Origin of the sequence: Peribacillus tepidiphilus, assembly GCF_009466385.1 — a bacterium.
GTDB lineage: Bacteria > Bacillota > Bacilli > Bacillales > DSM-1321 > Bacillus_BN > Bacillus_BN tepidiphilus.
The window spans coordinates 87,002-109,861 of sequence record NZ_WIAQ01000004.1 but is presented as its reverse complement, the minus strand read 5'-3'; the positions used below and the strand labels follow the sequence as shown (position 1 = coordinate 109,861).

Here is a 22,860-nt window from a genome sequence, read left to right as displayed (position 1 = left end):
GGGTGAAAGTAATTGACAACTTAGCATCAATCCAAGATAAAATCACGGAAACCTGTAGAAAGTGTGGAAGGGATCCGAAAGAAATAACCATCATTGCCGTAACAAAGTATGTTTCTGTTGAACGTGCCAAAGAAGCTTTAGAAGCAGGAATTCTTCATTTGGGAGAAAACAGGGATGATGGGTTGTTACATAAATATGAGGAATTAGGGGATAGACCCATTTGGCATTTTATCGGTTCTTTACAAACAAGAAAGGTCAAAAATATTATCGATAAGGTCGATTATATCCATTCTCTTGATCGTTTATCACTCGCTAAAGAAATTCAAAAAAGAGCGGACAAGCCAATCAAATGCTTTCTGCAGGTTAACGTTTCTGGGGAAGAATCAAAGCATGGTCTCGCACCTGATGAATTAATTCCATTTGTAAAAGAGCTACATGAAGCAAATTACGATAAAATTATTGTACAAGGTCTGATGACGATGGCCCCCTTCACCAAGGATGAAGAGGTATTGAGAAGCTGCTTTAAAGGGTTAAAAAAGCTGCAAGGGCATATTCAAGATCTTGGTTTTTCCAATATGCCTTGCAGTGAGTTATCCATGGGGATGTCAAATGATTATCCAATCGCAATAGAAGAAGGCGCAACGATGATTCGCATAGGTACCGCATTAGTTGGTGAAGAATCATAAGGAGGGAACTTTATTATGTTGTCAAAGTTTAAATCATTTTTTGCACTAGATGATGAATATGAGTATAAAGAAGAAGTTTTAGAAGAAAAAGCTCCTGAAACCAAAGTGGCGAAAACTATTGCCAAGTCACCAAGTCATAGTCAAAACGTTGTCAGTTTGCAAAGCGTACAAAAGTCCTCCAAAGTTGTTCTTTTGGAACCACGTGCATATTCTGAAGCACAAGAAATTGCAGATCATCTTAAGAATAGGAGAGCTGTTGTTGTAAATCTCCAGCGTATTTCTTCTGACCAGGCGAAGAGAATTGTCGACTTTCTTAGTGGAACAGTGTATGCAATAGGTGGAGACATTCAGCGAATTGGAACAAAAATTTTCTTGTGTACACCAGATAATGTAGATGTTTCTGGCTCTATTACCGGTATTGTACAAGAAGAGGAAGAACTAGATGATACGAGGTGGTAACCCCGAATGAGTTTTATTCTGGATGTTTTATATAATTTAATTGAAATTTACTCGTGGGCATTGATTATTTACATATTAATGTCTTGGTTTCCGAATGCAAGGGAATCAGCTATTGGACAATTTTTAAGTAGAATTACAGAACCGTATCTTGAAATTTTCAGAAGGTTCATTCCACCCATTGGCATGATCGATGTTTCACCGATTGTTGCAATCGTTATTTTGAATTTTGCCCAATACGGTTTGATTGAGGTATTTAAATGGATTGTATAATCGTATTAATCAAAAAGGATCCAATAGGGTCCTTTTTGATTATGGAAAAGTTATGTTAATTGCATTGTTATTTTTTTGTGAGGTATTATAGAGGAATGAGCTTATATCAACATTTTAGACCGGAAGAAAAAGATTTTATTGATAGTGTTTTGGAATGGAAGGAACAGGTAAGAAGCTCTTATGCTCCTAAGTTGACCGATTTTTTAGACCCAAGAGAACAACAAATTGTCCAATCTTTAATTGGTAAAGACGAAGAGGTTAAGGTAAAATTTTTTGGTGGGGCTGAAAATAGTGAACGAAAGCGAGCACTGATTTATCCAGATTATTTTACACCGGATCATCGTGACTTTGCGATCACTGTGTTTGAGATCCAATATCCAAAAAAGTTTGTCAATATTGAACATCGTCAGGTACTGGGTACTCTTATGTCATTAGGTTTAAAAAGGGAAAAGTTTGGCGATGTAATTTTTTCCGGAGATCGAATACAGTTTGTTACTGCTGAAGAAATCGAAACGTATGTAAGAAACAATTTGGAAAAGATCGGTCGGATCGGTATAACTTTAGTGAAAGTAACGGATGATGATATTTTGGTATCTGAAGAAAAATGGGAAGAATTCTCATTTACTGCGTCTTCTTTGCGCTTAGATGTTCTGGTTTCATCTATGACTAATCTTTCCCGTCAAAAATCTCAATTGTTGGTGGAAAGTGGAAGGGTTAAGGTGAATCATAAGTTAATTGAACAAAGTTCGTTTGAATGTGGTGAAGGAGATATCCTATCACTTCGGGGCTTTGGTCGATATAAAATCATGTCAATTGAAGGAAAAACGAAAAAAGATAAATGGAGAATTATAGGTGGAAGACAAAAATAATTGAAGAATTTGCAGGATTTACAAAATTCCTGTCGAAACGTAGTATAATACAATAGAGTAAGTTGAATCTCGTTTGGAGGTGCCGTTATGCCATTAACTCCGCTGGATATACATAATAAGGAATTTTCAAAAGGATTCCGCGGCTATGATGAAGATGAAGTAAATGAGTTTTTAGATCAGATTATTAAGGATTACGAGCTAATCCTTCGTGAAAAGAAGGAGCTTGAAGAGAAGCTGAATGATGTCCATGAAAGACTCGGACATTTCACGAATATTGAAGAGACATTGAATAAATCCATTATTGTTGCTCAGGAAGCTGCAGAAGAGGTTAAACGTAATGCACAAAAGGAAGCAAAACTAATTATTAAAGAAGCTGAAAAGAATGCTGATCGTATAGTCAATGAAGCTCTATCTAAAGCAAGAAAAATTGCACTTGAAATTGAAGAGTTGAAAAAGCAGTCAAAAGTTTTCCGTACTCGTTTTAAAATGTTAATAGAAGCTCAGCTTGATTTATTAAAAAATGATGATTGGGATCATTTGATGGAATTTGAAGTAGATGCCACAGAACTTCAGCTAGATGAAGAAAATAAATAGGAGTCTTGACTCTTCAAGTACTTTTCGCATATAATTTCAAAAAGATATATCATACCTATTGAACGATGAAGGGGACAGTACGTTACTTATAGACTTATGAAGCGAGTCGGGGAGGGTGGAAGCCCGATATAAGCAAAGTAACGGAAGATCACCCCAGAGTTTCCTGCTGAACAATCTTAGGATTCATTAAGTGGGACGTGTCATTCGCGTTAAGAATGCTGAAAGTGGATTTTTCAATACATGAAAAATCTATTAGGGTGGTACCGCGGGAATAAGCCTTCTCGTCCCTTATTGGGATGAGGAGGCTTTTATGTTAATAAAGAAAGGTAGGAAGGCTTGAAAATGGATTATAAAGATACGTTATTAATGCCTAAAACAGAGTTTCCGATGCGAGGAAATCTGCCTAAAAGAGAACCTGAAATACAGCAAAAATGGGAAGAAATGAATATTTACAAAATGGTTCAGGAAAGAACAAAGGATCGTCCAATGTTTGTTCTTCATGATGGTCCTCCATATGCAAATGGTGACATTCACATGGGTCATGCTCTTAATAAGATTTTGAAGGATTTCATCGTCCGCTATAAATCCATGAGTGGATTTAACGCTCCTTATGTTCCAGGCTGGGATACACACGGACTTCCAATTGAAACGGCTCTAACAAAAAACAAGGGTGTTAACCGTAAGGAAATGAGCGTTGCTGAATTCCGTAAGCTTTGTGAGGAGTATGCTTACCAGCAAATCGAAAATCAACGTGCCCAATTTAAGCGTCTTGGTGTTCGTGGAGACTGGGAAAACCCATATATCACTTTGAAGCCTGAATACGAAGCCCAACAAATTAAAGTATTTGGGGAAATGGCGAAAAAAGGATATATTTACAAGGGGCTTAAACCAGTATATTGGTCTCCATCGAGTGAATCTGCTTTGGCAGAAGCTGAAATTGAATATTATGATAAACGTTCGGCTTCCATTTATGTCGGATTTGAAGTGACGAATGGTAAAGGTGTTCTAGATGAAGGAACGCAAATTGTAATCTGGACGACAACTCCTTGGACCATTCCGGCAAACCTTGGAATCGCTGTACACCCAGATTTAGAATATGTTGTTGTTGAAACGAACGACAAAAAATATGTAGTAGCAAAAGAGTTGCTAGAGGCTGTTTCAAAAGAAGTTGGCTGGGAAGAAGTGAAAGTCGTTAAGACTGTAAAAGGAGTTGAGCTTGAAAGAGTGGTTGCCAAGCATCCGTTCTACGATCGTGATTCTCTTGTTGTTCTTGGCGATCATGTAACGACAGATGCTGGTACTGGCTGTGTTCATACTGCTCCTGGACATGGTGAAGATGATTTTATTGTCGGTCAAAAATATAATCTTGGCGTCCTTTGTCCAGTTGATGCTAAAGGCTATATGACAGACGAAGCACCTGGATTTGAAGGATTATTTTACGATGATGCGAATAAGCCAATTACTGAAAAGCTTAAGGAAGTAGGCGCTTTATTAAAATTGAGTTTTATTACACATTCCTATCCGCATGACTGGAGAACGAAAAAGCCAACCATCTTCCGTGCAACGGCTCAATGGTTTGCATCCATCAAGGATTTCCGTCAAGACCTTTTAAAAGCAATTGAAGAAACGAAATGGGTTCCTGCTTGGGGTGAAACACGTCTCTTCAACATGGTGCGTGACCGTGGAGACTGGTGTATTTCCCGTCAGCGTGCTTGGGGTGTTCCAATTCCAGTATTTTATGCTGAAAATGGTGAGCCAATTATCACAGATGAAACCATTGAACATGTATCCAATTTATTCAGACAGTACGGCTCTAACGTTTGGTTTGAGCGTGAAGCAAAAGATCTTCTACCGGAAGGCTTCACACATCCTGGCAGTCCGAACGGAATCTTCACGAAAGAAACGGATATCATGGACGTTTGGTTTGATTCAGGTTCTTCACACCAAGCTGTATTAGAGGAACGTGACGACTTACAGCGTCCGGCTGACCTTTATCTTGAAGGTTCCGACCAATACCGTGGCTGGTTCAACTCTTCCTTATCAACAGCCGTTGCAGTAACAGGAAAAGCACCATATAAAGGTGTATTGAGTCATGGTTTTGCCTTAGATGGCGAAGGCAGAAAAATGAGTAAATCATTAGGAAACGTCGTGGTACCTGCTAAAGTTATGGATCAGTTGGGCGCAGATATTTTACGTCTATGGGTTGCCTCAGTAGATTACCAATCAGACGTTCGTGTATCGGATGCCATTTTAAAGCAGGTTGCTGAAGTATACCGTAAAATTAGAAATACATTCCGATTCTTACTCGGAACGCTGGATGGTTTCGATCCTGAGACAAATAAGGTTGCTTATGAGGATTTACGTGAAGTTGACCAATATATGCTTGTTAAACTCAATAAGCTTATCAAAAATGTTAGAAACGCATATGAAAATTATGAGTATGCAAACATTTACCATCAAATTAACAATTTCTGTACACTCGACCTAAGTGCATTCTACCTGGATTATGCGAAAGATATTCTTTATTGTGAAGCTCCTGACAGCAAAGAAAGAAGAGCAATCCAGACAGTTCTGTACGAATCATTGCTTGCACTAACTAAATTGTTATCTCCAATCCTTTCTCACACAGCTGACGAGGTATGGTCTTATATTCCGAATGTGAAGGAACCTAGTGTACAGTTAACAGACATGCCTGAATATCAAGAGCTGAAGAATGCGAATGAGCTAGAGGAGAAATGGAATGCGTTTATGAAGCTTCGTGACGATGTTCTAAAGGCTCTTGAAGAAGCGCGCAATGAAAAAGTAATTGGTAAATCACTTAATGCAAAAGTGACTCTTTATGTTAAGGATTCTACGAAAGAATTGCTAAGCAAGATCCATGAAAATATGGAGCAGCTTTTCATTGTGTCTGCTTTTGAAGTAGCTGGAAATATGGAAGAGGCTCCTGAAAATGCCCTTAAACTAGAGCATGCTGCGATTGTGGTTACAAAAGCAGAAGGCGAGGTATGTGAGCGCTGCTGGAACGTTTCCACAAAGGTTGGAGAGGATGAAAATCATCCAACACTTTGCCCACGTTGTGCAAACGTTGTAAGTGAGCATTACGCAATCTAATATGATTTATTAGGGGGTTGTCTAAAAAGTCCCTAAAATGAAGCAAGTGGAGAAAAACGATCCGTTTTTCTCCACTTGCTTTTGTGTTATTTGGATTTTTCTTTGAAAGTAGCTGACGGATGCCTGCTACTATAACCAAACTGATTCTTTTTATTTTGGTATTTTTTAAACGTAACCTTTCTTGATTTTTTGCATACGAAAGAATACTTATTGGCATTGGCTTCAATCTTGGTGCCATCCAAAAAGTAGTTTTCCATCGTGATGTATTTTTCGTCAATCAATTTCAGAATCATGACTTCAAATAATTCATCCATCAAGACTTTCATCCGTTCTCCACGGAACTCATTAATCGTGCGGAAATCGGGTTGTTGCATCGCAGCTAACCACATGGCTGGGATATTTTCTCTTATCAACTTTTCGATTCCCCGGCAGGAATAAACCTTTTGGGAATAACCAAATAGAATGATTTTAAGCATCATTTTGGGTTGAAAGGAACTTCTGCCACCACCTTTATAATGAGAAAACAATTGCTCATTTGGCACAGCTTCAACCATTTCATTCACCACAAGTGCAACATGATGTTCTGGTATGAGTGCTTCAATATCAAAAATAACTTGAATTTGACGGTTATCATATGGTTTAAAAGTAGGGGCTAATTGTCTTTTTGGAGTCTTTTATTCCTCTGTCTCTGGAAGAAGGGTCATTTGCGTGTTATAATTTTCAGTAGTAATCTTCGGATTGCACAAAAAAAATCGTCCTTTCTTAGAATGTTGGTTTGGTCACTTACATTTTACTAGAAAGGACGATTTTTTTTTATTTTTGGGTGTTTTCGTAAAGTTTGTTACTTTTTTAGTGTAATTTAACGATACGATCTGAGTTGATTGTAGCGGAAGGTACTTGACTCCTGCGGGAAAAAGAGGGAAGTGGGAGACCCCACAGGCGGCAACGCCGAGGAGGCTCCCATCCCTCCCCGCGGAAAGCAAGTGCCTGGAGCGGAAATCAACGGGCAAACTTTATAGTCTAAAAACATCATTCTATGTGAAAAGAACTTTATTTTTTAAATATAATGATAAAAAAGAGACTCCAGAAAGTCAGGAAAACTGACTTTCTAGACAATACCTTTTATATTGTTAAAAATTAAGTCTGTTTTCGTAAAGTTTGTTGCTTTTTTAGTGTAATTTAAAAATACGATCTAAGTTGATTGCAGCGGAGGGTACTTGACTCCTCGAAAATGCATTCGCATTTCCTTCGTGCGGTGTTTGTTCGAAGAAGCTTATTCAATGTCCTGCGGGAAAAAGAGGGAAGTGGGAGACCCCACAGGCGGCAACGCCGAGGAGTGACATCCCTCCCCGCGGAAAGCAAGTGCCTCTCGCTGCAATCAACGGGCAAACTTTATAGTCTAATAACAACAATCTATGCAAAAAGAGTCAAAATTAATGATCTGAATTAGAATTCTCTAGCATTTCGCAAGGACTTCATTGTTTTTAAAATTCACCTTATGCTACAATGCATAGGGAAAGAACTGAAAAAGAGTTGGGGGTAGCCTTGTGATTTATTATTTGATTGCCTTATTTGTCATTGCCTTGGATCAATTGACAAAATGGTTGATTGTGAAAAGGATGGAACTTGGAGAAAGTATTGAGGTTATTGAAAACTTTTTATATATTACCTCTCACAGAAATAAAGGGGCTGCTTGGGGGATCCTCCAAGGACAAATGTGGTTCTTCTACATTATCACAGTCATCGTGATTATTGGACTTGTCTATTACATACAAAAAATGGGAAGAAATCATTATGTACTAGGTGTGTCCCTCGGAATGATGCTGGGAGGAGCTATCGGGAATTTTATTGATCGACTTTTCCGTAAAGAAGTTGTGGACTTTGTCAATACTTATCCTTTCGGGTATAATTTTCCCGTTTTTAACGTAGCTGATTCTGCATTATGCATCGGAGTGGCGATGCTTATGATTTACATGTTCTTTGAGGAAAAATTGTTGAAGGAGAAAAGAAATGGATAAACTGCAATACACCATTGATGAGCATCAGGCAGGAGGCAGATTGGATAAATTGTTATCTACGGTTAATGAGGAATGGTCGCGAACGCAAATCCAGCAATGGATGAAAGATGGCCATGTACGTGTGAACGGACAAACAGTAAAAACCAATTATAAATGTTCAGTAGGGGATGTAATTGAAATACAGATTCCCGAGCCAGAAGAGCTCGATGTATTACCTGAAGAAATGGATTTAGATATTTACTATGAAGACAGTGATGTTTTAGTAGTGAATAAACCAAAAGGGATGGTTGTCCATCCAGCTCCGGGTCATACTACAGGGACGCTCGTAAATGGATTATTGGCTCATTGCAAAGATTTATCCGGCATTAATGGTGTTATGAGACCAGGTATTGTACACAGAATCGATAAAGATACTTCCGGATTACTTATGGTGGCGAAAAATGATCTAGCCCACGAAAGCCTTGTTCAGCAGTTGGTTGATAAAACAGTAAAGCGCAAATACAAAGCGATTGTTCATGGAGTGATTCCACATGATTATGGAACGATCGATGCTCCGATTGGCCGTGATAAAAAAGACAGACAAAGCATGGCTGTTACAGAAGAAAACTCCAAGCATGCTGTCACGCATTTTCGTGTATTAGAGCGATTTGATCATTTTACATTTATTGAGTGTCAGCTAGAAACAGGTAGAACCCATCAGATTAGGGTTCATATGAAATATATTGGTTATCCACTTGCAGGAGATCCAAAATACGGACCTAGAAAAACACTGGACATAAACGGACAAGCTTTGCATGCAGGTATTTTAGGCTTTGTACATCCAAGAACAAAGGAGTATTTAGAGTTTGAGGCTCCTCTTCCTGAAGAGTTTGAAAACATTCTCGACAAACTTCGAAATAATCGTTGACATAAAAATGAAATGTAGGTAAGATTAGTTTAGTTGAATAGGAACCTTTAACACAGTCCCGTGAGGCTGAGAAGGAAACGGATGTTAGTATACCCACGCTTATAGAGTGTGTATAAAAACTGTATTATTGTATCCTCTTGCCATACGGTAAGAGGATTTTTTGTTTATAATGAATTCCACCGTTTCCACCAATAAGAGAGAAAAAGAGAAAGGGTGAAAAAGAATGCATGAAAAAGCCATTGTTTTAGACGAACAAGCGATCAGAAGAGCCCTAACGAGAATTGCTCACGAAATCATTGAGAGAAATAAAGGCATTGAAGGCTGTGTATTAATTGGTATTAAAACAAGGGGGATTTTCCTGGCAAAAAGACTTGCAGAACGCATTAAACAATTCGAAGGAAAGGAAATTCCAGTCGGAGAGCTGGATATTACGCTATACCGTGATGATTTAAGCACAAAAACACACGATGGCGAACCACTAGTTAAGGGTTCTGACATTCCGGTTGAGATTAACAATAAGAAAGTCATTTTAGTGGATGACGTCCTGTATACAGGCAGAACGGTCCGTGCTGCAATGGATGCCCTCATTGACATGGGAAGACCAAGCCAAATTCAGCTTGCTGTGCTTGTTGACCGAGGTCATCGAGAGCTACCAATCAGAGCAGATTATGTCGGGAAAAACGTACCGACCTCACAAGCCGAAAAAATTGCGGTGCATCTTTCAGAAGTTGATTCAAAAGATCAAGTTAGTATTTACGAATTAAATGAATAAGCCCTTTTTAAAAGTAGTCCTGTGAGGCTAACAAAGGGGGAAGAGCCAGTGAGCTCTTTATGGGAAGGTTATGGTTGAAATGAAACCATAGCTTCACCTCTTTGTGCCCTCGCATGTGTCGAGGGCTTTTTTATTAGAGAATGGGAGGAATTAAGTTATGGAACAAGAAAAAAGAGAGATCGTTCTGGATGTCGAAGAAGTACCGAAAGTATCACAGTGGATTACGTTGAGTCTACAGCATTTATTTGCCATGTTTGGGGCAACAGTGCTCGTACCATTTCTTGTAGGTCTAAGTCCTGGAGTTGCTCTTGTTTCAAGCGGTTTGGGAACTCTTACATACCTGCTAATAACAAAAGGGCAGATTCCTGCGTATCTTGGGTCATCATTCGCCTTCATTGCTCCGATTATCGCGGCAAAAGCATTAGGCGGACCTGAAGCCGCTATGTTTGGTTGCTTCTTAGCTGGGTTAGTATATGGCGTGGTAGCCCTCTTGATTAAGAAAGTCGGCTTAAGATGGCTAATGAATTTATTACCTCCAGTTGTAGTAGGTCCAGTTATCATTGTTATCGGATTAGGATTGGCAGGAACAGCAGTGAATATGGCCATGTATGAAAATCCAGGAGCACCTGCCGATCAGCTTGTATATAGCTCCACTCACTTTATGGTAGCTCTTATTACACTTGGAGTAACGATTGTGTGTTCGATCTTTATGAAAGGCTTCATGAAGCTGATTCCAATTTTAATCGGAATCATGGCTGGATATTGCACGGGATTAGCCGTTGGTATTGTCGACTTAAGTGGAGTAAAAGAAGCAGCATGGTTTCAAATGCCAGAATTTTTAATCCCTTATGTAACATATGAACCGATCATCTCTTGGGAAGTTGGGTTAGTCATGGTTCCTGTAGCTATTGTGACCTTAGCAGAACATATCGGACATCAACTAGTATTAAGTAAAGTTGTAGGAAGAAATTTTATTCAAAAACCAGGCTTACACCGATCCATCTTAGGAGACGGCGCTGGAATTGTAATTGGCTCTTTCATCGGAGGACCGCCGTTAACTTCTTACGGTGAAAACATTGGGGTACTCGCCATCACTCGAGCATTTAGCGTTTATGTCATTGGTGGTGCAGCGGTAACCGCAATTTCCTTCGGTTTTATCGGAAAAATTTCCGCACTCATTTCATCCATCCCTTCTGCTGTAATGGGAGGTATCTCGATTCTTCTCTTCGGTATTATCGCATCGAGCGGATTAAGAATGTTAATTGATAATAAAGTAGACTTTGGAAAAAATAGAAATCTTATTATTGCCTCCGTTATTCTTGTGATTGGTGTAGGCGGTGCATTTGTAAAACTTTCTGAAGCAGTGTCCCTTTCTGGGATGGCACTCGCAGCGATTGTCGGCGTTATATTAAACTTAGTTTTACCTGGAAAAGAAGTAGTTAAAGATTTATTCGAACAAGAAAAAGAATTGAATCGTTCAGCATAATCACCTTTTAATTGAAGTCCAGAGAGGCTTAAAAGGGTGTCACTGATCAGACAGCAGCTTGCCCTATTTTTAGATAGGTAGCTTTGTCATGCTGTCTTCTTCAAAAACACCCTAAACAGTATGGTTTAGGGTGTTTTTTTGGCAGATAGGAGAGTATAAAACTTTCCTATCTGTATAGGTGCATCTACGCTTCTGTCTTCGCCTTCGCAAGGCTCGCCAATCCGCGAGTTTCCTTTAAAAATAATCGTAAAGGGGGCTTCTTATATGAAGCATTTATTGACCACTAGCGAACTAACTACAGGAGAAATCATGAAGATCTTGAATGATGCTCAACTGTTCTCGGAGGGAGAGGTTTGGAGACCAAAAAATCCATTATTCGCAGCCAATCTCTTTTTTGAGAATAGTACACGGACAAAAAGCAGTTTCGAGATAGCAGAAAGAAAGCTAGGACTAGAAGTGATTCCTTTTGAAGCATCAACCTCAAGCGTACAAAAGGGTGAAACTCTTTACGATACAGTAAAAACTTTAGAGTCTATAGGGATTCATACGGTTGTCATTCGACACAGCCAAGATCAATATTTTAATGAGTTGATCGGTAAGGTAAGTATACCAGTTATAAATGCGGGAGACGGCTGCGGACATCACCCAACTCAAAGCTTGCTTGATTTACTTACGATTAAACAAGAGTTTGGAAGCTTTCAAGGGTTAAAAATCGCTATTATTGGAGATATTCGTCACAGCCGCGTAGCCCGGTCGAATGCTGATGCCCTTACCCGATTAGGGGCAAAGGTTATATTCTCAGGTCCAAAAGAATGGTTTGATGCAAGCATCACGACAGGAAAGTATGAAGATCTTCATTCAGCAGTAACAACTGCTGATGTCGTCATGCTGCTCAGAATTCAGAATGAGCGCCATAGTGAAAAGACTTCGTTTTCAAAAGAAAATTATCTATATACATACGGGTTAACGAAAGAGCGAGAAAAAACAATGAAGCCACATGCAATTATCATGCACCCAGGACCAGTCAACCGAGATGTGGAAATAGACGGTGACCTCATAGAATGCGAGCGATCAAGAATTTTTAAACAAATGCAAAATGGGGTATTTGTCAGAATGGCTGTTTTAAAACGAGCACTACAAAACGTAGAAGGAGGAACGGGATATGGGAATCGTCATAAAAAATGGTCAATTGCTTACTAAGGATGGAACGTTGAAAAAAGCCGATATAAAGGTGGAAAACAATCGGGTCATTGAAATAAACAAGCAAATCGAAGCGGCTAACCATGAGGTAATGGATGCAACAGGACTTCTAATCGCTCCAGGTTTTATTGATTTACATGTTCACTTAAGAGAGCCTGGAGGAGAAAAGAAAGAAACCATTGAAACCGGGACGCTTGCAGCTGCAAAAGGCGGATTTACCACGATTGCTGCTATGCCTAACACTAGGCCGGTTCCAGACAGGAAAGAGCAGTTGGAATGGCTAATGAAAAGAATTGAAGAAACGGCTCTTGTTAGGGTCCTTCCATATGGTTCCATTACAATCCGTGAGCTCGGGCAAGAGTTAACCGATTTCGAAGCCTTAAAAAATGCAGGTGCCTTCGCGTTTACTGATGATGGAGTAGGTGTTCAATCTGCAGCCATGATGCTTGAAGCGATGAAAAAGGCAGCTGAAATGAACATGGCGATTGTGGCTCATTGTGAAGAAAATACGTTGATTAATAAAGGCTCCGTTCATGAAGGGAATTTTTCAAGAAAACATGGATTGAACGGCATTCCGTCCGTGTGCGAATCCGTACATATTGCGAGAGATGTATTGCTAGCAGAAGCAGCTGATTGCCATTATCATGTCTGTCATATTTCTACCAAGGAATCAGTTCGGGTGGTAAGAGATGCCAAAAGAGCAGGAATTAAAGTAACGGCAGAAGTCACACCACATCATCTCCTGTTATGTGAGGACGATATTCCAGGGCTTGAACCGAACTTTAAAATGAACCCTCCATTAAGAGGGAAAGAAGATCAAGAAGCTTTAATAAACGGTCTACTTGACGGAACCATCGATTTTATTGCAACAGATCATGCACCACACACAGCGGAGGAAAAAGCGGAAAGCATGCAGCTTGCTCCTTTCGGGATCGTAGGATTGGAAACAGCGTTCCCGCTTCTTTATACACACTTTGTACAAAAAGGAATCCTCACTTTAAAACAACTAATAGACTTCTTGACGATCAAACCAGCGAAAGCTTTCAACTTGCCATTTGGTAAGTTAGAGGAAGGTTCGATTGCAGATTTAACACTCATAGATTTGGAATTGGAAAAAGAAATCAACCCGAATGAATTTGCATCGAAAGGAAAAAACACCCCTTTTACTGGTTGGAAATGTAAAGGATGGCCGGTAGCAACATTTATAGAAGGAAAACTAGTTTGGCAGAAAGGGAGTGTGAAAGCATGAAAAGACAACTGATTTTAGAAGATGGCACAATTTTTATAGGTGAAGCATTTGGAGCAGATGTTGAAAAAATAGGAGAGGTCGTTTTTAACACGGGAATGACAGGATATCAGGAAATTCTTTCAGATCCTTCATATTGTGGGCAAATCGTCACATTAACGTATCCTCTGATTGGAAACTATGGTATGAACCGGGATGATTTTGAATCCATTACTCCAGCTATTCACGGATTTGTTGTGAAAGAAGTTGCAGATTTCCCTTCAAACTGGAGAAGTGAGTGTACGTTAGATGAGTATTTTAGGATGAAAGGAATTCCAGGAATTTTAGGAATCGATACAAGAAAGTTGACACGCATTATTCGCAAGTATGGAACGTTAAAAGGGGCCATTTGTAGCACGGAAAAACCAGTGGAAGAGATTTTGCAACAACTTAAAGCAACGGTCCTTCCAAATGATCAAGTAAAAAGGGTATCAACGAAAACAGCCTATCCGAGTCCGGGAAGAGGATATAGAGTTGTATTAGTAGATTTTGGAATGAAGCATGGGATTCTTCGGGAACTGAACAAACGAGATTGTGATGTAGTCGTTGTTCCGTATCATGTGACAGCTGAAGAAATATTGAATTTAAGTCCGGACGGCATCATGCTATCAAACGGACCTGGTGACCCGAAGGATGTGCCGCATGCAATAGAGATGATCAGAGGAGTTCAAGGGGAGGTTCCTTTATTTGGAATTTGTTTAGGGCATCAGCTATTTGCTTTAGCAAATGGAGCAAACACAGAGCGCTTAAAATTTGGTCATAGAGGCTCTAACCATCCTGTAAAAGATTTGCAAACAGGAAAAGTCGCTTTAACCTCACAAAATCATGGCTATACTGTTGAAAAAAGATCGGTTAAGCAGACGGATTTAGAAATTACACATATCGCAATAAATGATGGTACGGTTGAAGGGTTAAAACATAAAAAATATCCTGCTTTTACTGTTCAATATCATCCTGAAGCTTCACCAGGACCAGAGGATGCAAATGAGCTGTTTGATCAGTTTATGGACTTGATTGAAGCGGCAAAAGGGAAGGGAGTAAAAAAATGCCAAAACGTACAGATATAAAAAGTATTTTAGTAATCGGTTCAGGACCCATTGTCATTGGTCAGGCGGCAGAATTTGATTATGCAGGAACACAAGCCTGTATCGCCTTAAAAGAAGAGGGCTATCGAGTGATCCTAGTAAACTCTAATCCAGCAACAATCATGACAGATCCAGAGATAGCCGATAAGGTATACATCGAGCCCTTAACACTTGAATTTGTAAGCAAAATTATCCGCAAAGAACGTCCGGATGCACTTCTTCCTACACTCGGAGGGCAAACAGGTTTGAATTTAGCAGTAGAGTTAGCAGAAGCGGGCGTATTAGAAGAATGTGGGGTTGAAATTCTTGGTACTAAGCTATCTGCCATCCAGCAGGCGGAAGACAGAGATTTATTCAGAAGCTTGATGAATGAATTGGGGGAGCCTGTACCGGATAGTGAAATCATACATTCATTAGATGAAGCGTACACATTTGTTGCTCAAGTTGGTTATCCAATTATTGTGCGACCTGCATACACGCTTGGGGGAACAGGTGGAGGAATCTGCTCAAACGAAGAAGAATTGATCGAGATTGTGACGAGTGGTTTGAAAAATAGCCCGGTACATCAATGCCTTTTAGAAAAAAGCATCTCTGGTTTCAAAGAAATTGAGTATGAAGTCATGCGTGACTCAAATGATAACGCCATCGTTGTGTGTAACATGGAAAACATTGATCCTGTAGGGATACATACAGGAGATTCGATTGTAGTAGCTCCGAGCCAAACATTAAGTGATCGTGAATACCAATTATTAAGGAATGCATCCCTTAAAATCATTCGTGCCTTGAAAATTGAAGGTGGGTGTAACGTCCAGCTTGCACTGGATCCATACAGCTTCAACTACTTTGTCATTGAGGTTAATCCGCGTGTAAGCCGATCATCCGCTCTTGCTTCAAAAGCGACAGGATACCCAATCGCAAAATTAGCTGCAAAGATTGCTGTCGGACTTACGTTAGATGAAATGATGAACCCTGTTACGGGTAAAACATATGCTAGCTTTGAACCTGCATTGGATTATGTAGTTTCCAAGATACCTAGATGGCCTTTTGATAAGTTCGAAGCTGCAAACAGACACCTAGGAACACAAATGAAAGCCACAGGCGAAGTTATGGCGATCGGTCGTACATTAGAAGAATCTTTGTTAAAGGCTGTCCGCTCCTTAGAGTGCGGAATCTATCACATTGAAATAAAGGAAGCAGACAAAATTTCAGATGAAACGATAGAAAAGAGAATCCGAAAAGCAGGAGATGAGCGCCTGTTTTATATCGGAGAAGCAATTAGGAGAGGTGTAACACTTCATACCATTCATGAGTGGAGCAAGATCGACTTATTCTTCCTTAAGAAAATCGAAAACATAATTCGACTTGAAAGCGATTTGGCGGCTCATCCTTTTCAACTAGAAATAGCTCGAAAAGCCAAAAAGCTAGGGTTTTCTGATAAAACGATCGCAAAATTATGGAATGACAGTGAAAAGACGATCTATAGGTGGAGAAGAGAAAATGGTTTACTACCGGTTTACAAAATGGTAGATACGTGTGCGGCAGAATTTGAATCTGAAACTCCGTATTTTTATGGAACATATGAAGAGGAAAATGAAAGCATCGTAACGGAAAAAAAGAGTGTGGTTGTACTTGGATCTGGTCCAATCCGTATTGGGCAGGGAGTCGAATTTGATTACGCAACAGTTCATTCTGTATGGGCGATTAAAGAATCCGGCTATGAAGCGATTATTATTAATAACAATCCAGAGACCGTCTCAACAGATTTCAGTATTTCTGACAAGCTCTATTTTGAGCCGCTAACGATTGAAGATGTCATGCATATTATCGACCTAGAGCAGCCAGAAGGAGTAGTGGTTCAGTTCGGAGGACAAACAGCGATCAATCTTGCCGCTCAGTTGGTTGACCGCGGGGTAAAAATTCTCGGTACTTCCCTTGAAGATTTAGACCGTGCTGAAAATCGTGATAAGTTTGAGCAAACAATGACAGAGCTTGGCATTCCTCAGCCAAAAGGAAAAACAGCAACTTCTGTCGATCAAGCTGTAAAAATTGCTGAAGAAATTGGATATCCAGTACTCGTGCGTCCTTCTTACGTACTTGGTGGAAGAGCGATGGAAATCGTCTACAAAAAAGAGGAACTGTTACTGTATATGGAACATGCGGTAAAAGTGAATCCTGAGCATCCAGTCTTAATTGACCGTTATTTGATTGGAAAAGAATTGGAAGTGGATGCTATTTCAGATGGAAACGATGTTGTGATTCCTGGAATTATGGAGCATATTGAACGCGCCGGTGTTCACTCTGGAGATTCGATCGCAGTCTATCCGCCACAAAACATAACGCAAGATATAAAAGATAAGATCATGGAATATACCATTAAATTAGCTAAAGGCTTAAACATTATTGGTCTATTAAACATTCAATATGTTGTTTCTAAAGGTGAATTGTATGTGCTTGAGGTGAATCCTCGTTCAAGTCGTACGGTGCCATTTTTAAGTAAAATTACGAATGTTCCGATGGCAAATGTAGCGACGAGGGTAATATTAGGTCAAAGCCTAGAGGAGCTGGGCTATAAATCAGGCCTAATAGAAGAGAAAAAAGGCGTTTATGTAAAGGTACCTGTGTTCTCTTTTGCGAAGCTTCGTAGAGTGGATATCACGTTAGGTCCTGAAATGAAATCAACCGGAGAGGTTATGGGGAAAGATTTGACCTTAGAAAAAGCACTCTACAAAGGTCTTGTCGCATCCGGGATTCAAATTAAAGAATATGGAAGTGTCCTTTTAACCATTGCGGATAAGGACAAAGAGGAAGCGCTTCAGCTTGCGAAACGTTTTTATAACATCGGATACCAGCTAATCGCTACAAGTGGTACGGCAGCTATGTTAAAAGAGCATGGTATTCCTGTAAAAATTGTTAATAAAATCGGTTCAGAGGGACTAACACTTTTAGATGTCATTCGTAATGGAGAAGCACAATTCGTTATCAACACATTAACAAAAGGAAAACAGCCTGAGCGAGACGGGTTCCGAATTCGTCGCGAATCAGTCGAAAACGGAATCCCTTGTTTAACATCACTTGATACAGCAGAAGCCATTTTACGAGTAATAGAATCGATGACGTTCTCCGCTGAAGCGATGAATCCAGCAGCTAAAATAAACGAGGCGGTGCTTTCATGATTAAGAATGAAAAGCTTTCCGTTGTATCCCAAAAAGAAATTGCCAAACATATTTTCGAGCTTACCCTAAAGGGTGAGCTCGTTTCTGAAATGAAGAATCCAGGTCAATTCGTTCATATTAAAGTGTCTGAAAGCTTTGAGCCACTTTTACGAAGACCTATCAGCATTTGTTCGATCAACCGTATGAAAAAGGAATTCACCATGATTTATCGGGTGGAAGGTAGGGGAACTAAGCTACTTTCTGAGAAAAAGCCGGGTCAAGAAGTGGATGTACTAGGGCCGCTAGGGAACGGTTTCCCTGTAAATGAAGCACTTCCTGGACATACCGCACTTCTCGTAGGCGGTGGAATCGGTGTACCTCCTCTCTTTGAATTATCAAAAAGTTTGGTAGATCACGATGTGAGTGTCGTTCATGTATTAGGGTTTCAAACAAAGGATCAGATTTTTTATGCTGAGGAATTTAATGGTTTAGGACTGACTTACATTGCCACAGCTGATGGTTCAGCTGGTTATAAAGGGTTCGTAACAGATATCATCGAAGAAAAACAAATCCGGTTCGATGTCGTTTATAGCTGCGGACCGACTCCGATGCTAAAAGCATTACAAGAGCGATTTAGAAATCAAAAGCTATTCTTATCTCTTGAAGAAAGAATGGGCTGCGGCATTGGAGCTTGCTTTGCCTGTGTTTGTCATACAGCAGATGATCCTTTAGGACATCGGTACAAAAAAGTATGCAGTGATGGACCTGTATTCCGTGCCGGGGAGATAGTGCTATGAGCAAATTATCTGTTGAACTTCCTGGCTTAAAGTTGAAAAATCCAATAATGCCTGCTTCCGGATGTTTTGGATTTGGAAAAGAATTTAGTGAGTTGTATGACTTAAACCAATTAGGCGCGATTATGATTAAGGCAACGACCCCTGAACCTAGGTTTGGAAATCCTACGCCTCGTGTAGCTGAGACACATGCGGGTATGCTGAATGCCATTGGATTGCAAAACCCAGGTTTAGAAAATGTCCTGAAAAATAAACTTCCTTGGCTAGAACCATTTAATTTGCCGATCATTGCAAATGTAGCAGGTTCACAAGAAGAGGATTATGTAAAGGTGGCCAAGGAAATCTCTAAAGCACCCAATGTACATGCGCTTGAATTGAATATTTCCTGTCCAAACGTTAAGCAAGGTGGTATAGCCTTTGGAACAAATCCGGAAGTAGCCAAAAGATTAACGAAGTTAGTGAAAGAAGTTTCTGAAGTACCAGTTTACGTGAAATTATCGCCAAATGTAACAAATATTGTTGAAATGGCTAAAGCGGTAGAAGATGGAGGAGCAGACGGACTTACAATGATTAACACCCTTCTAGGAATGCGTCTTGATTTACGTTCAGCTAAACCAATTCTAGCAAACAAAACGGGAGGGCTTTCAGGTCCAGCCATCAAGCCTGTTGCAATTCGTATGATTTATGAGGTGAGCCAGCAAGTGAATATTCCGATCATCGGAATGGGCGGGATTTCGACAGCAGAAGACGTGGTTGAATTCTTCTATGCAGGAGCTAGCGCAGTTGCAGTTGGGACGGCTAATTTTGTCGATCCATTTGTATGTCCGAAAATCATCTCTGAGCTTCCGGCGCTACTTGAAAAACTTGGATACGAGCATATTTCAGAATGTACAGGAAGGAGCTGGAAGCATGAATCAAGTATTGATCATCGCGCTTGATTTTCCAAACAAAGAGAAAGTCAATGAGTTTTTAAACGCTTTTGATGGAGAAGAGCTTTTTGTCAAAGTCGGAATGGAGCTTTTTTATCAATCTGGACCAGAAATGATTAAAGAAATAAAATCACGTGGTCATAAAATTTTCTTAGACTTAAAGCTTCACGATATTCCAAATACGGTAAAGCAGGCAATGAAGGGACTTGCATCATTAGAAATAGATTTAGTCAACGTTCATGCTGCTGGCGGTAAAAAGATGATGAAGGCTGCCCTTGAAGGGTTGATTGAAGGGACTCCTCCTGGTAAAAATAGACCTGCGTTAATTGCTGTTACACAGCTAACAAGTACTTCAGAGCAGGAGATGCAGTCTGAACAGCTTGTCTCTGTTTCTTTGGAGGAGTCTGTATTGCATTATGCAAAACTTACAAAAGAAGCTGGTCTTGACGGAGTCGTATGCTCAACCCATGAAGTCAAAAAGATACATAGCTTATTGGGAAATGATTTTTTAACAGTCACTCCTGGCATCCGTTTGAGTTCAGATGAGGTTCATGACCAAAAACGAATTGCGACACCGAAAAAGGCTAGTGAGCTTGGAACGAACGCAATAGTAGTCGGACGTTCCATCACCAGAGCTTTAAACCCGAAAGAAGCCTATGTAACGATTAAAACAGCCTGGGAAGGAGCAAAAGCATGAAGAGATTGATCGCAGAACAGCTACTTGAAATAAAAGCAGTATTTTTACAACCGAACAACCCTTTTACATGGTCATCCGGTATTCAATCACCTATTTACTGTGATAACAGATTAACGCTTTCTTATCCTCAAGTAAGAAGAGACATTGCAAAAGGGTTGAAACAATTAATAGAAGAGTACTTCCCTGGCGCTGAGCTAATTGCAGGAACAGCTACGGCAGGGATCCCGCATGCTGCTTGGGTAAGTGACCTTATGGAATTGCCAATGTGCTACGTACGTTCAAAAGCGAAAGGTCACGGAAAAGGCAAGCAAATTGAAGGCAAGACAGTCCCAGGACAAAAGGTTGTTGTGGTTGAAGACCTTATATCAACAGGTGGCAGTGCCATTACCGCCGTAAAAGCATTACGTGAAGAGGGATGTGACGTTCTTGGAGTTGTCAGCATTTTCACGTACGAACTCGAAAAAGGAAAACAAATGCTCGAATCAGAAAGAATTAAGAATTACTCTTTGAGTAATTATTCAACGTTAATCGAAGTCGCGAAAGAAAAGGGATATATTGAGGAAAAGGACATAAAGAAGCTTACAAAATGGCGCCAAGATCCTTTAAATACCGCTTGGATGGAAGAATAGTGAAAAAACTAAAAGTAAAAAGAAATCTATCATATGTAAAAGGGGCGCCGAATTTTGTGCGCCCCCTTTCATCATTTTTATCAAGATGAATTTGTGGAAGTCATAAAAAATGGAAACTAGCTTTTTAATCGTAAGACCAAATCCGGATCTGGTGTGACATAAAGTGTTTGTTGATTTTCATAAATGACAAACCCTGGTTTTGCACCATTAGGTTTTTTGACATGGCGAATTTTCGTGTAATCGACTGGAACAGAACTTGATTCCCTTGCTTTACTGAAGTAAGCGGCGATGATGGCAGCTTCTTTCAATGTCTGTTCATCAGGAACTTCATTTCGTATCACGACATGTGACCCAGGAATATCTTTTGTATGAAGCCAGATGTCATCTCTTCTTGCAAGCTTATTCGTTAGATATTCATTTTGTTTATTATTTTTTCCAACAAGAATTTCTATCCCGGTAGAAGAAATGTATTTCTCAAGCTGTGGCTTTGCTGAGGTATTTTTCTTTTGTCCTCTTTTTTGGCGTTGACGAAGATAGCCGCCTTCCACGAGCTCTTCTCGTATTTCCTCGATATCCTTTGGAGATGCGGAATCAAGCTGCTGTAACAATGAATCGAAATATTGTACTTCCTCTTTTGCCAAAGCAATTTGTTCAGAAATAACCCCGATTGAATTTTTTGCCTTTTGATATTTCGAAAAATATTTTTGTGCATTCTCTGAAGGAGATTTTTGCGGATCTAATGGAATCACCACTGTTTTTTCTTCTTCATCATAATAATTGACTACTTCTATTTCTTTCATCCCACGTTGAAGCTGATAGATGTTCGCTGTCAACAATTCGCCATACAGCTGATATTGATCGGCATTTTTATTTTCTTCCAGCGTCTTTTCAAGTTTCTTAATTTTCTTTTCATTCTTTTCTTTTTCATTGATAATAAAACGCTCCAGATCATGGGCCTGCTGCTTTATTCGGTCTCTTGCTGCTTTGCCAAAATAGTAGCGATCAAGCATTTCACTTAATGAAGTAAATGTTTTTCGCTCTCCACCAAACTGCTCTAATGGTATGCAGTAAAATGCTTCCTTCCTATCATGTTCCATTATAGTCGGGATATAGGTTCTTTCTTTAAAGGCTTGTATTAAAGAAAGAAACGCTTCTGGTATAGTTTCACGATTTGCTAGTCCTGCCCTTGTAACAACCTCCCGGGCAAACAAGGGAGATAAACCGGAAAATTGGGAGACAAGCTGCTTATCAATTTTGCCGCTGTTAAAATCAATTTTCTTTATAATATCGTCACGATCTGCTGTGAGCGGATTGGATTTATGTTGTTCCGGTGGAAACTTGTATTCATGACCAGGTAAAATAGCCCTAAAGCTATTGACTGCAAACGAAATATGTTTAATGCTGTCAAGAATCATATTCCGCTCTTTATCAACTAGTACGATGTTGCTATGCTTACCCATAATCTCAATGATTAATTGTTTGTAAGAAACGTCCCCAATTTCGTTCCTTCCCTTTACTTCGATTATGATGATTCTATCCAAGTCCTTTTGATAAATATTTTCTATGACGTACCCTTCTAGATGTTTTCTTAAAAGCATGCAAAACATTGGAGGCTCATAAGGGTTTTCATAGTTTTCATTTGTAAGCTGAATTCTCGCATAGCTAGGATGGGCAGAAAGGAGAAGTTTATGGTTTTTTCCGTTTGCCCTAATAACCATGATGATCTCGTTTTTGTATGGTTGGTGAATTTTATTGATTCTACCTCCGTTGAGGTTTTCAAAAAGCTCTTCTGTCATCGCTTTTGTAAATAATCCATCAAAAGACATATCCTCTTCTTCCTTTTCTTAATAAAATCTTTCTATCTATTTAAAACGGTTTATTAAGCATACAACATACAACTTTACAATTCCAATAAAG

General features: G+C 39.7%; 20 protein-coding genes and 1 other annotated feature. Of the genes, 18 read left to right on the top strand and 2 right to left on the bottom strand.

The annotated features are described in order from the left end of the window. Positions 1-2 precede the first annotated feature (2 nt). From GD441_RS04610 to ileS, 6 genes are all read left to right on the top strand, one after another. On the top strand, positions 3-686 hold the full coding sequence (locus GD441_RS04610; RefSeq protein WP_153124198.1) for a YggS family pyridoxal phosphate-dependent enzyme: 684 nt from the start codon (positions 3-5) through the stop codon (positions 684-686). Positions 687-701: 15 nt separating this feature from the next. After that, positions 702-1,145, top strand: a complete 444-nt coding sequence (locus GD441_RS04605; RefSeq protein ID WP_153124196.1) for a cell division protein SepF — start codon at positions 702-704, stop codon at positions 1,143-1,145. Between the two features lie 6 nt (positions 1,146-1,151). Continuing rightward, entirely contained in the window at positions 1,152-1,415 is a 264-nt protein-coding gene (locus GD441_RS04600) for a YggT family protein (RefSeq protein WP_153124194.1), read from the top strand. A gap of 95 nt (positions 1,416-1,510) precedes the next feature. Beyond that, positions 1,511-2,284 carry a YlmH family RNA-binding protein gene (locus GD441_RS04595; protein ID WP_153124192.1) on the top strand — a complete coding sequence of 258 codons (774 nt, stop codon included), beginning with the start codon at positions 1,511-1,513 and terminating at the stop codon, positions 2,282-2,284. A gap of 87 nt (positions 2,285-2,371) precedes the next feature. Next, on the top strand, positions 2,372-2,878 hold the full coding sequence (locus GD441_RS04590; protein ID WP_153124190.1) for a DivIVA domain-containing protein: 507 nt from the start codon (positions 2,372-2,374) through the stop codon (positions 2,876-2,878). Positions 2,879-2,934: 56 nt separating this feature from the next. Continuing rightward, positions 2,935-3,170, top strand: a binding site (T-box leader). A 50-nt stretch (positions 3,171-3,220) separates the two neighbouring features. After that, positions 3,221-5,989, top strand: coding sequence for an isoleucine--tRNA ligase (ileS, locus tag GD441_RS04585; RefSeq protein WP_153124188.1), 2,769 nt, complete (start codon positions 3,221-3,223; stop codon positions 5,987-5,989). A gap of 86 nt (positions 5,990-6,075) precedes the next feature. Here ileS and GD441_RS04580 read toward each other — a convergent pair whose 3' ends face one another. After that, positions 6,076-6,591, bottom strand: coding sequence for a transposase (locus tag GD441_RS04580; protein ID WP_476742313.1), 516 nt, complete (start codon positions 6,589-6,591; stop codon positions 6,076-6,078). 945 nt (positions 6,592-7,536) lie between these two features. Between GD441_RS04580 and lspA the strand changes: the two genes are divergently transcribed. The 12 genes from lspA to pyrE all read left to right on the top strand — a co-directional run bounded on the left by lspA (position 7,537) and on the right by pyrE (position 20,943). Then, positions 7,537-8,007, top strand: coding sequence for a signal peptidase II (gene lspA / locus GD441_RS04575; RefSeq protein ID WP_153124184.1), 471 nt, complete (start codon positions 7,537-7,539; stop codon positions 8,005-8,007). Continuing rightward, positions 8,000-8,914, top strand: coding sequence for an RluA family pseudouridine synthase (locus tag GD441_RS04570; RefSeq protein ID WP_153124179.1), 915 nt, complete (start codon positions 8,000-8,002; stop codon positions 8,912-8,914). The genes lspA and GD441_RS04570 overlap by 8 nt, the downstream gene beginning before the upstream one ends. A 223-nt stretch (positions 8,915-9,137) precedes the next feature. Further along, a complete protein-coding gene (gene pyrR / locus GD441_RS04565) occupies positions 9,138-9,686 on the top strand; it encodes a bifunctional pyr operon transcriptional regulator/uracil phosphoribosyltransferase PyrR (RefSeq protein ID WP_153124177.1) in 549 nt (182 codons plus the stop codon). A 157-nt stretch (positions 9,687-9,843) separates the two neighbouring features. Continuing rightward, entirely contained in the window at positions 9,844-11,172 is a 1,329-nt protein-coding gene (locus tag GD441_RS04560; protein ID WP_153124174.1) for a solute carrier family 23 protein, read from the top strand. A 264-nt stretch (positions 11,173-11,436) separates the two neighbouring features. After that, positions 11,437-12,372: an aspartate carbamoyltransferase catalytic subunit gene (locus GD441_RS04555; protein ID WP_153124172.1), complete on the top strand. Its 936-nt coding sequence runs from the start codon at positions 11,437-11,439 to the stop codon at positions 12,370-12,372. Beyond that, positions 12,335-13,621, top strand: coding sequence for a dihydroorotase (locus tag GD441_RS04550; RefSeq protein WP_153124170.1), 1,287 nt, complete (start codon positions 12,335-12,337; stop codon positions 13,619-13,621). The genes GD441_RS04555 and GD441_RS04550 overlap by 38 nt, the downstream gene beginning before the upstream one ends. Continuing rightward, positions 13,618-14,724, top strand: a complete 1,107-nt coding sequence (locus GD441_RS04545; RefSeq protein WP_153124168.1) for a carbamoyl phosphate synthase small subunit — start codon at positions 13,618-13,620, stop codon at positions 14,722-14,724. Before GD441_RS04550 ends, GD441_RS04545 begins: the two co-directional genes overlap by 4 nt. Further along, the gene (gene carB / locus GD441_RS04540) at positions 14,703-17,915 is read left to right on the top strand and encodes a carbamoyl-phosphate synthase large subunit (RefSeq protein WP_153124166.1); all 3,213 of its coding nucleotides are present in this window, start codon (positions 14,703-14,705) and stop codon (positions 17,913-17,915) included. The genes GD441_RS04545 and carB overlap by 22 nt, the downstream gene beginning before the upstream one ends. Then, on the top strand, positions 17,912-18,691 hold the full coding sequence (locus tag GD441_RS04535) for a dihydroorotate dehydrogenase electron transfer subunit (protein WP_153124164.1): 780 nt from the start codon (positions 17,912-17,914) through the stop codon (positions 18,689-18,691). Before carB ends, GD441_RS04535 begins: the two co-directional genes overlap by 4 nt. Next, a complete protein-coding gene (locus GD441_RS04530; protein ID WP_153124162.1) occupies positions 18,688-19,626 on the top strand; it encodes a dihydroorotate dehydrogenase in 939 nt (312 codons plus the stop codon). Before GD441_RS04535 ends, GD441_RS04530 begins: the two co-directional genes overlap by 4 nt. Next, positions 19,598-20,314: an orotidine-5'-phosphate decarboxylase gene (gene pyrF, locus GD441_RS04525; RefSeq protein WP_153124159.1), complete on the top strand. Its 717-nt coding sequence runs from the start codon at positions 19,598-19,600 to the stop codon at positions 20,312-20,314. Before GD441_RS04530 ends, pyrF begins: the two co-directional genes overlap by 29 nt. Next, positions 20,311-20,943, top strand: coding sequence for an orotate phosphoribosyltransferase (pyrE, locus tag GD441_RS04520; protein WP_153124157.1), 633 nt, complete (start codon positions 20,311-20,313; stop codon positions 20,941-20,943). The genes pyrF and pyrE overlap by 4 nt, the downstream gene beginning before the upstream one ends. Positions 20,944-21,059: 116 nt before the next feature. On the opposite strand, the gene GD441_RS04515 is transcribed toward pyrE, so the two are convergent. Further along, positions 21,060-22,769 carry an Rqc2 family fibronectin-binding protein gene (locus GD441_RS04515; protein ID WP_153124154.1) on the bottom strand — a complete coding sequence of 570 codons (1,710 nt, stop codon included), beginning with the start codon at positions 22,767-22,769 and terminating at the stop codon, positions 21,060-21,062. Positions 22,770-22,860 lie beyond the last annotated feature (91 nt).

Bases quoted from the DNA above. Each gene is read 5' to 3' on its own strand.
- GD441_RS04605 (WP_153124196.1), top strand. From the start codon at position 702: ATGTTGTCAAAGTTTAAATCATTTTTTGCACTAGATGATGAATATGAG.
- GD441_RS04600 (WP_153124194.1), top strand. From the start codon at position 1,152: ATGAGTTTTATTCTGGATGTTTTATATAATTTAATTGAAATTTACTCG.
- GD441_RS04595 (WP_153124192.1), top strand. From the start codon at position 1,511: ATGAGCTTATATCAACATTTTAGACCGGAAGAAAAAGATTTTATTGAT.
- GD441_RS04590 (WP_153124190.1), top strand. From the start codon at position 2,372: ATGCCATTAACTCCGCTGGATATACATAATAAGGAATTTTCAAAAGGA.
- ileS (WP_153124188.1), top strand. From the start codon at position 3,221: ATGGATTATAAAGATACGTTATTAATGCCTAAAACAGAGTTTCCGATG.
- GD441_RS04570 (WP_153124179.1), top strand. From the start codon at position 8,000: ATGGATAAACTGCAATACACCATTGATGAGCATCAGGCAGGAGGCAGA.
- pyrR (WP_153124177.1), top strand. From the start codon at position 9,138: ATGCATGAAAAAGCCATTGTTTTAGACGAACAAGCGATCAGAAGAGCC.
- GD441_RS04560 (WP_153124174.1), top strand. From the start codon at position 9,844: ATGGAACAAGAAAAAAGAGAGATCGTTCTGGATGTCGAAGAAGTACCG.
- GD441_RS04555 (WP_153124172.1), top strand. From the start codon at position 11,437: ATGAAGCATTTATTGACCACTAGCGAACTAACTACAGGAGAAATCATG.
- GD441_RS04550 (WP_153124170.1), top strand. From the start codon at position 12,335: ATGGGAATCGTCATAAAAAATGGTCAATTGCTTACTAAGGATGGAACG.
- GD441_RS04545 (WP_153124168.1), top strand. From the start codon at position 13,618: ATGAAAAGACAACTGATTTTAGAAGATGGCACAATTTTTATAGGTGAA.
- carB (WP_153124166.1), top strand. From the start codon at position 14,703: ATGCCAAAACGTACAGATATAAAAAGTATTTTAGTAATCGGTTCAGGA.
- GD441_RS04535 (WP_153124164.1), top strand. From the start codon at position 17,912: ATGATTAAGAATGAAAAGCTTTCCGTTGTATCCCAAAAAGAAATTGCC.
- GD441_RS04530 (WP_153124162.1), top strand. From the start codon at position 18,688: ATGAGCAAATTATCTGTTGAACTTCCTGGCTTAAAGTTGAAAAATCCA.
- pyrF (WP_153124159.1), top strand. From the start codon at position 19,598: ATGAATCAAGTATTGATCATCGCGCTTGATTTTCCAAACAAAGAGAAA.
- pyrE (WP_153124157.1), top strand. From the start codon at position 20,311: ATGAAGAGATTGATCGCAGAACAGCTACTTGAAATAAAAGCAGTATTT.
- GD441_RS04515 (WP_153124154.1), bottom strand. From the start codon at position 22,769: ATGTCTTTTGATGGATTATTTACAAAAGCGATGACAGAAGAGCTTTTT.